Raw genomic sequence first — 9,711 nt, forward strand, 5'->3', positions numbered from 1 at the left:
AACGTAGCCGGACCACGTGAATCCGAGGCACCTAGCGTATATTCAAAGGCGTTTGCTTTCCTGAGCGATGCTTTTTCGACCACCTAGGTCAGTTTCTCACACGCCCGAAGTTCTTAAAGAGCTGACTGGTAAAACTGACGGTATTAACAACTCCTTCGGTCCAATGATCGGAAATTCCATACTGCCACCATTTAGGTAGCGAAGGATTTCTTGTCACGCGATATGGCAAGATAGATGTCTGCTAAACCATTTCATTTTCACTATTTCCATGCTCAGTGTATTTCGGAGTTCGCGTGAATATTCCCTGATGTCCGACACCAACACTTGCCGAGGGTATTTTTCTTGTCCGCCGACCGGCCCACATGGCTTATTTTTGCACCAGGTATATTTGTGGCGGTGTGGTCAACCGGCTATGTCGGTGCCAAGTTCGGTCTCGGATATATAGAGCCGATGACTTTCCTAGCACTGCGCTTTGCCTGCGTAGTGGTGATTATGGCGGGCTTGTTTGCCATCCTGCGCCCACCGCTGCCAAAATCACCTAAAGAGTGGATACACTTGGCCATCGTTGGTTTTCTGCTTCAGGCGATGTATTTTGGCATGTGTTACATGTCGTTTGATGCAGGTTTGTCGGTTGGAACACTGGCCCTTATCCTCGCTATGCAGCCCATTCTGACCAGCCTGATCGCACCGCGTTGGGCAGGTGAAAGTGTGAGCTGGCGGCAATGGGCCGGATTGGCCCTTGGCCTGACGGGGGCGGTTCTTGTCATTACTGCAAGGTCGGAGGTAGCTACACCGCCATTGTTTGGTTTTCTTTTCGCCGCACTCGCCCTGATCGGTATTACCGGCGGAACCTTGTGGGAAAAACGCTTCGGAGTTTCGCATCATCCTGTCACTGCAAATTTGGTCGGGTTTACGGCAGGCTTGTTGGGGGTTGCGCCATTCATGGTCGCCTTTGAAACCATGCAGATCACTTGGACTTGGCAGCTTTTTGCGTCGCTGGTCTATCTCATCATTGCAAGTTCACTCATCGCCGTTGGCTTGTTGCTTGCCATGATCCGCGCCGGGGAGGTGTCAAAAGTTTCCGCGCTCTTTTTTCTAGTCCCACCGGGAGCGGCAGCTGTTGCTTGGCTGGTCCTCGGAGAAGTTATGCCGCCAATTGCTTGGGTTGGGATGGTTGTCGCTGGATTTGGCGTCTTCTTGGCGACCAAAAGATCAAAGTAAGCGTCCTGAGAGACATCGAATTGTCTGAACGCAAAACAACACCTATCATCAAATAAACAATCGACCGCTTGGACGAAATAAGTACTCAAAGTTGAACTTGGTGCAATTCTCGCGATTTGGCGCTTTGTCCGCGAAGCAGACATTGGAGAAAGCTGCGCTGAATGACAGCACTCCGGACACGGCGGTCGTTATTGCAGGGTTGCGAAGCGGGCTTGTCAGTTTCGCATGGTTTTGTTGCTCTACGACCGATATGCAGGAGATAGGAGGAACAGTGTGGAGCGCCAACTTGCAGCAATTCTAGCGGCTGACATGGTCGGCTACACGAGGCGGATGGAGCAAGACGAGTCAGGCACACTTTCCGCCTTGTCTGCTAGAATAGATGAGACGATTGCGCCTCTCATAAAACGTCACCGCGGGCATATCTTCAAACTAATGGGTGATGGCCTCCTGGCCTATTTCAGCAGTGCCGCAGATGCAGTTTCCTGTGCGGTTGAATGGCAACAGAACCCCCCGGAAGAACCCGACCCGATAAAATTCCGCATTGGCATAAATCTCGGTGACATCATCATGCAGGATGGTGATGTCTTCGGTTCTGGCGTTAACCTCGCGTCGCGATTGGAGCAACTTGCGGACCCGGGAGGTGTGCTCGTGTCCGACGCTGTTTATCGCGTTGTCGGCAACCGAATTCCGGTTGCCTGGGAGGACACAGGCACACATTCTGTTAAAAATGTTTCTGAGCCGTTGCGCGCTTGGCGCATCGCGGGAGAGAAACGAGAAAGTGCCGAGCCGCCGAAACCGGCATCCGTCAATAAAGCCGCCATCGCTGTTCTGCCGCTACACAACATGAGCGACGACCCGGAGCAGGCTTTTTTCAGCGACGGAATCGCGGAAGACATTATCACTGGTTTGTCGCGCTTTCGTACCCTTCAGGTTATTTCGAGGAACGCGTCGTTCCGGTTCAGAGCACAAGATATGGATCCGGCTGGTATAGCCACAGCTCTAGGTGCTGACTATCTCGTTGAAGGCAGTGTTCGAAAAGCTGGAAGCCGGGTAAGGATATCCGTACAGCTCGCCGATGCAGTCACTGGTGCGCAGTTGTGGTCGGAACGCTACGACCGCGAATTGGAAGACATCTTATCCGTTCAGGACGAAGTCACCCGCAGCATCGTGGCGGTACTTCCCGGGCGAGTACAACATGATTTTGTCGACCGCTCGGCGCAGAAATCAGTGGACGAGATGAAGGCCTATGACTTGATGCTGAGAAGCAAGGCTCTTCGCGATGGTCTAAATGCCAGAGATACAGCAAAAGCTCGCGCTTTGCTGGAACGGGCAGTCGCACTCGATCCATCTATCGCGCGATCCTATATGTATCTCTCGGACACCTATGTTATCGACCTCTGGTTAGGATTGGCTGACTCAGATGCTCCTGACCACGCACTAAACATTGCACGGAAGGGCGCGGCGCTGGATAACCGGGACCCCTACATTCAGGACCAGCTTGGGTATGCTTATCTCTGCGCCAAGCTTTGGGATGAAGCCGACGCACAGTTTGAGAAAACGCTAGCGCTGATCGAAAACGAAGCAGAGTCCATGGCATGGTGTGGCTATGCATTTCTTTTGTTGGGAAGGCACGAAAAGGCGCTTGAGGTCGTATCAGAAGCGATGCGATTGGACCCGCTACATCCGCCGGCCATAGATTGGATAATGGGACAAGTGGAATTCTTTTTTGGAAACTTCGAGGCTGCACTCGGTTTGCTGATTGGCGAGGCTCGCCTCAACTCTTTAGCCGCAGCTTTCGTGGCGGCTTCTTATGCACACCTTGGACGTCAAACTGAGGCTGCGGTAGCCTTGAAGGACTTTGTTTCGGAACGTAGAGATGAGTTTGGAAGCCGAGGCATTGAAATGGTCGAAGAAAATATTTCCACGCTTGCTCGAGGCTTTGAAAGCATGTGGCGTCGACCGGAAGATTTCGAGCTTCTGGCTACCGGTTTGCATAGGGCGGGGCTATCTCTTTGAGCGGAGGTCGTGAGGCAAAATGAAACGACTTTGTGTTCGAACCAGCTAGTCGGAAACTTTGATTGAGCGTCTAAAACCCAGCCTCAACAAGTGCCGAGCGCAGTCGCTCTCTGTTTTGCGCACTCTTCAAACCGAAAGATGACACTAGTGTGTCGACCGAGAACTTGCTGTCCCGCGCCTTAGCGATGCTGGCTACGGCTTTTGCCGCTTCAATAGCGCCGCTTTCCACATGACAGACAGCCAGAAGGGGACGGCCCGCATAGAAGTCCGGTTGGCGCGCCACGATGGCTTCTGCTTCTTCGCGGGCACTAGTAACTTCACCAGTAAACAGCAAGCTGAGTATCTTAATCATTGAAAACCAGCCTGGGTAGTTCACGATCTCAGATGTTGCCTTTCGGATCTCGGTCAGGGCTTCCTCACTGCGATCCGCCATAAACAATGCATAGGCCAACGTCGCTCGCGTTGCCGGATTCGACGGCTCACGGGCCAGTCCTTCGGTAGCTGCCGCGACCGCTCCGTCGTAATCTTTCCTAGCTATACGGATTGCCCGAAGCAACGAATACGGTCTGCTATCATCCTCTTCCGAGGTTGCAAACGCGATAGTGAAGTCTTCTTCGGCCGCGGATAGGAGTTGCTCGGCGCGTTCAGGCGACCAGAGTGCAATGCGCGCTCGGCAATAGGATCTTGCGATACGAGGTGTCGGGAAATCGGGATCGCGTTCCAGTGCTTCCGTCCAGATGCCAATGCATTTTTCCATTGCATCCGGAGAGTATTTTTGGAACTCCGTAAACGCTCTTGCGCTCAGGCGCCAAGCTTCAAAATTGTGAGTGCCATGTTGCCATCGGTTCGTATAGCTGCCGGCGCCGAGCGTCGTATGCACATCGATGACAATCTTCTGCGCAAGGTCATCCTGCAGTTCAAACAAGTCTCTGCCAGAACGATCATAGCGCTGCGCCCAGACCTGCACGCCGGAAAACTGATCTACGAGCATACATTGCACTCGCACGCGTTCTCCTGCGGAGCGGATACTGCCACTCAACCGATATCGTGGAGGCTCGAGACTGCGGCTCTCGTCAACCACCGTAAGCTGTGCAACGGTGCCGATCGCTATTGCGATGTCCTCGCCCAGACCGCTGGACAGCTCTTCAATTTCACTACGGATGGAGCCATGTCTGAATGGAGCGATCGCTATGGTTGGCTTTACTTCCACTATACGCAAATCAATACTGCTATCGCGTCCGCTGCGCCACCGATACACCCGAATAGGCTTGTCGATATTCTTAACCTTGTATGGACCACTATCGGCAAACTCATGTGCTCGTTTCGGCCCCAGGCCTTCATAAGCCAGCGCCGAAATGCATAAGCCATCTGGGTCCGCCAGCCCTTCCAGTCGCGCGGCGATATTGACACCCTCTCCGTGAACGTCACCATCTTGCACGATAACATCACCAAGATTCACACCTGCGCGTAAGTGAATTCGCTGCCCTTCAGGCAACGTCTCTTCGTGTGCCCTGTTCTGCAGCAATATGTCGGTCGCAGCCTGAACGGCATTCACTACCGACGGAAACTCAGCCAACGCACCGTCGCCAAGGTACTTGACTACACGCCCCTCCCGTGCCGACACTTGGGGAGCGATGATATTGTCCTGCAAAGACATAATTCGGGCATGCATGCCTTCTTCGTCGGCGGCGGTAAGCTCGGCCGAACCGATGATATCAAGAACAAGCACAGCAGCCAAGCGACGTTTCAAGTGAAAACTCCTGTTTCGTTTGATACTAGTTTGCAAGATCTGCATTGTCTCCCGCAGCATATCCGCAGAGCGCAAATCTATTAGGCTGGTATCAGAACACTTCCGCTATGGGCTCCGTTTTGCCATTCTCTGCGGCTTGCGTGATTGGCTGGTCACAGCCCCATGCGGACATTCGTAACAAGAGTTTGCAATTTCAGAGATGCCAGCAGAGCCGCCGTCCACTCAGCGCACAACAGTGCCCACACCCGGCCCAAAGCGGGCATCGCACTTCCGCGAAATGAAAAGAAATCTTGTAGCGGTTCCTTTCCAATTGATGAGCTTTCTTTACAGCTATCCTTGATCAGGAGAACCTTCATGCTCGTCCAGGTCCAACACCGCAGGGTCGATCATGCGTTTGCTGGCGCTCATCTTGACAGAGTTCCGCATGGCTTTACTACGCCGGAGCAATCTCCGAAAACGTGCTTCGTCGAGCACAAGCAATGTAGAGGGTGCCAACACTCGCACGCTCACGCGACGGGGCCGTTTCATTAGCATGGCCAATTGCCCAAACATTTCGCCACGACCTAACCGTGTGGTATGTCTGCCAAACTCCACTTCGACGGCTCCAGACGCGATAAAAAACACACTCCTGCTCAATTCATCTTTGGAGAGGATCGTGTCACCCGCGTTGGCGTAACGGGTACGCAGCGCTCTACTGAGTTTTCGCATTGAAGCTTTGTCGAGATCAGAGAATAGTGGAAACTGCCTGACCAGATCCCTCCCCTTCAGGGCGATGTCCAGGACCGGACGCCCTTCAGATAAAGCTCGTCGTGCGGCCACTTCCTGCATCAACACTGAATAGAGCTCTTCGCCTACTAGGCCGTCCTCGCGCATGACCGCATATTCTCGCTCCTCCAGTCGCAATGCTGTCCTTCGGATGAACCGCCGCTCTAGCTTTTCCGCGTAGCCTGGATATTGGAGCCGCAATCCTTCAAGCGCTGTCTCAACCGCCTCGGATCGGCGCTCCAACAGGTCGTCTAGCAACTCCGCAACCCGGCGACCGTGGATCCGGCGTATACGACCACGGACAAACCCATCGAGATCCCGAAGGATCAGGCGTTGCATGAGCAGTCTTTCGAACCTGTCCGCTGTTATACGAGTGAGCGGATACGAGATTCGTAGGCGGTTGCGCAGGAACACAGCGATCCGAAAAGATTTTCCGTAGACGACGGATCGATTGGACGCGCGCTGATAGCCGATCCGCCCACCGGTCCTTGCGCCTTCAATGAGCCGATCCGCGTCTGACAGAATTTTTTCGCTGAGAACGGATGACATGGTGCGCTCTCGCATTCGGGCCAAAACGGAATCCCTCTCTGCACCGGCCAACGCAATAAGGCCAAGTGTAATCCGGTCGCGATCAAGGATCTCCGCGCTGTCTTCGGCGGCTTTTACAGCCTCGTCGAGGCGATCGCTAAATTGTTTGGCTTCGATTCTTACAATTTGGTGGGTCAGGTCATAGTTTTCCGCGGTGCGGGACACATCCTCGCGGACCGATTGCAAGGCGACGGCGACCACCTGGCGCGACAATGCCGTATCAAGCGGAGTGAGTTCGTCGAGCCCTAGCTTTGTGATCACCGTTCGCAAGGTTGTCCCTTGGACAATCAGTGTAAACAGCGTAAAGCCAGTGGCCAAAATGCCGACCAGACGCTTTGTTTCGAGCGGTACTTGAGTGCTTTCAGTGACTGCTAGTGCCAATGCCAAAGTCACGGCGCCCCGCAGCCCACCCCAAAGCATTGCGGTGCGATAGGGGCGTTCCACAACGGGCGACAGGCCAATTGTCGTGAGCAAGGGCAACAAGCCGAACAGAACCGCCGCCCGCGCCAGTGTTGCGGCAAGAACCACCACTGCCAGAAGGCCAAAGTCAGACGGCTGCACCCCTTCCAAAAGTCGCGGTATCAACAATGCTGCAAGAATAAAGATCAGCGCTCCGGCCCAGTGCGCCAGGAGATCCCATACTTCTTGCAGATTTGTCCATGCGATCGGTGACAAACGACCGGGGCCGGTGAGGTTGAGCGTTAGTCCTGTGACCACCACTGCGATAACACCCGAAGCCCCGACGCTTTGTTCCGCAACGATATAGGCGAGGTAGGGAAGCGCTACAGAAATTGAAATTTGCGCCTTCTCCCAACGGTCTACGAAAGCCATCATCCAAACCGCCATACGCGCCATAAGCCAACCAGTGAGTGCGCCACCGGCGATCAACAGCGGAAACTGCCCCGCGGCTTCACTTAGTGATGGATCAGGTCTGCCGAGCATCACAAAGCTCATGAATAGCCCGAAAAGAGCAATCGCGGCAGCATCGTTCAGGAGGCTTTCTCCCTCAATTATTCGCGACAACCTGCGTGGTGCGGAGATTGACCTAAAAATGCTGACAACCGCCGAGGGATCCGTTGTCGATACGATAGCACCAATCAACAGGCAGGCGACCAGCGGTAGCGCACTTACCCAACTGAGCGCATAGCCAATAGAGAGGGTAGCCACAATCACCGCTACAACGGCCATCATCAGGATGGGCATCCAGTCATCCAGCATCCTGCGCAGGTTCATGCCAAGTGTCGCTTGGAAGAGCAACGTTGGCAGGAAAACATAGAGGAAGACGTCTGACCGGATCGGCAAATCAATAATCGCCTGCGCTCCCGGGTTCAGTGCATCCGTCAAGTCAGTGTTGAGAAAAAACGTTGCGCCAAGTCCGATGACTATTCCCAGGACCGCTAGGATAACGCTGTAAGGCAGGCGCATACGTGCAGCCAATGGTTCCGCCACGCCGATTACAACAAAAAAAGAAGTGATGATGGTCGTAATGACGACAATATCCATTGCTACGTATTACCTGAGACCTTGAATTAAGGGAATTCGCCCCTTCAACAGGATCGGCTTTGTGCGATCCATGCGTTTGCTCCTAAACAATCCATATTGTGCAGTTGCTACGAGGGTTTGCAATAGCGCGTCGCTCCATGACACGAGCTCCGTAAGTGAACCCCTGGAGCATGTCGTCCACCGCGCTTTGCACAGTCCGCTTCCTGCGCGTAGCCGTCGTCGGTTGAGCACGCCGCAACGTTCACTTAACGCTCTCACCTACCGTTCGCTGCGGTCTGTCTTGCTGACCTCTGTACATGACGAAGCAGGCGTTTAGCCGGGGTTTCGAACTTATCGCCTCGAATGTCGGCTCACGGCATTTTTGAGTACGGAAGATCGTATTGTCGATAACTAAGACTGATCAGACTACCCATTTAACAGTATCTCTCTGGTCCAATCCACTGCTTTACCGAATATCGGTCCCCGTGCGTCCAGCCAACGGGCAAAACTTCTTCTAGTCGTTCGAGGTCGGCGCTCGTGAGGTCCAACTCTGCACCTGCGATGCACTCTCGGAAGTGATCTACAGACCGCGTTCCAGGGATCGGTATGACGTGAGGTCCACGGCTCAGGAGCCAAGCATTCGCCAAACTTGCAGCTGACGTGTCCATTTCTGCCGCAAGTTTTCGGAACCCATCTGTGATGCGGAGATTTTCAGACAGGTTGGGTTCCATAAAGCGCGGGTTGCCAGCTAGGAATGGCAGGCTTTTGATGCGCTCACGCGGGATCGGGTTATCCGTCAGTAACGACCGCCCTACAGGCGAAAACGCAACCATAGCGACACCCAGTTCGGCGCAGGTCTGTACCAGTCCAAGATCGGGAAAACGGGTCGACAATGAATATTCGGATTGGACGGCAGCGATTGGAAAGGTTTGCATCGCGCGGCGCAGCGTCGTAGGCGCGACTTCGGAAAGTCCGATTGCTTTGGTTTTTCCCTTCTCGACCAGTCGGCCAAGATTGGCTGCAGTCTCTTCTGGCGTAAGGCGAGGATCTCGGCGGTGCGCGTAGAACAGGTCAACGCAGTCCAGCCCAAGACGTAGCAACGACTTGTCCAGCTCGGCCTCCAGATGCTCCGCCGAGTTGTCGAATACGCGATTGCCGTCAGAGCCGCGTGTAATCGTCGCTTTGGTCGCAATGACAAACTCTTCACGGGCGCTTGGATTGGCCTTCAGATAGGACCCGATAGCATTTTCTGATTTACCCATGCCGTAGACGTTGGCCGTATCCAGATGTGTGACGCCGAGGTCACGACACGAATTGAGGATCGCGTGGCTAGCTTTCTCATTTGTTGGTCCATACATGTCTGAGAACGACATTGCGCCATAACCAATGGCACCGATTTCAGGTCCGTTTGCGCCTAGTTTACGTGTTTTCATTTTCTTCCTTCGACAAGTCACAAGGGTAGCTGACCATGAACCAACCGGAGATCCAAATAGCAACGCGCTGGTATTCTGGATTTTAGTTAATAGCCTAACACCGAAGTTTGTTAATATGCTACGCAAGCGTCCGGCTGTAGAGTCTGCAATGCTGTCATTGGCACTAAGCGCAGCGAATGCCTGCTTCCCGCCCTTCAGGCCCAATGGCCAAGGTTTCGCTGGGCGCCTCAAGGTCGACTATCGGTCTCGAACTATGGTTTTTTGTTCTACCGCCTTCTTACCCTCATTCGATTGTGCTCCCGACGTTCGATATTGATCCGGTGGTCACGGCCCATCGCCCGATAGGGTGCTGTCAGACGAATTCGAACCAGTCTCAGTTTACCGCGGAAACCGTGAACCTATCCAGAACAAAGCTGACGCCACTCGCTAAGAGCGGCGGCGCGTGTCAACTTGAAG

The 9,711-nt window shown here is 53.9% G+C and carries 5 protein-coding genes; 2 read left to right on the forward strand and 3 right to left on the reverse strand.

Translation table 11 applies throughout. From position 1 onward, the window contains the following. The first annotated feature begins 342 nt into the window (after positions 1–342). Both ACR0B5_RS22690 and ACR0B5_RS22695 read left to right on the forward strand, forming a co-directional pair. Entirely contained in the window at positions 343–1,221 is an 879-nt protein-coding gene (locus tag ACR0B5_RS22690; RefSeq protein WP_480543650.1) for a DMT family transporter, read from the forward strand. A gap of 273 nt (positions 1,222–1,494) precedes the next feature. After that, a complete protein-coding gene (locus ACR0B5_RS22695; protein WP_480543652.1) occupies positions 1,495–3,237 on the forward strand; it encodes an adenylate/guanylate cyclase domain-containing protein in 1,743 nt (580 codons plus the stop codon). A 70-nt stretch (positions 3,238–3,307) separates the two neighbouring features. On the opposite strand, the gene ACR0B5_RS22700 is transcribed toward ACR0B5_RS22695, so the two are convergent. The 3 genes from ACR0B5_RS22700 to ACR0B5_RS22710 form a co-directional block, all read right to left on the reverse strand. Then, positions 3,308–4,987, reverse strand: coding sequence for a tetratricopeptide repeat protein (locus ACR0B5_RS22700; RefSeq protein WP_480543654.1), 1,680 nt, complete (start codon positions 4,985–4,987; stop codon positions 3,308–3,310). Between the two features lie 330 nt (positions 4,988–5,317). After that, positions 5,318–7,843 (reverse strand): cation:proton antiporter, encoded by a 2,526-nt coding sequence (locus tag ACR0B5_RS22705; protein WP_480543656.1) that lies wholly within the window; start codon positions 7,841–7,843, stop codon positions 5,318–5,320. A gap of 413 nt (positions 7,844–8,256) precedes the next feature. Continuing rightward, entirely contained in the window at positions 8,257–9,255 is a 999-nt protein-coding gene (locus ACR0B5_RS22710; protein WP_480543658.1) for an aldo/keto reductase, read from the reverse strand. Positions 9,256–9,711 lie beyond the last annotated feature (456 nt).

The sequence above is a fragment of the Ruegeria sp. AG1 genome, from assembly GCF_056541705.1.

What these genes read in the sequence shown, in the direction of transcription:
- ACR0B5_RS22705 (WP_480543656.1), bottom strand. Translation starts at nt 7,843, where the DNA reads ATGGATATTGTCGTCATTACGACCATCATCACTTCTTTTTTTGTTGTA.
- ACR0B5_RS22710 (WP_480543658.1), bottom strand. Translation starts at nt 9,255, where the DNA reads ATGAAAACACGTAAACTAGGCGCAAACGGACCTGAAATCGGTGCCATT.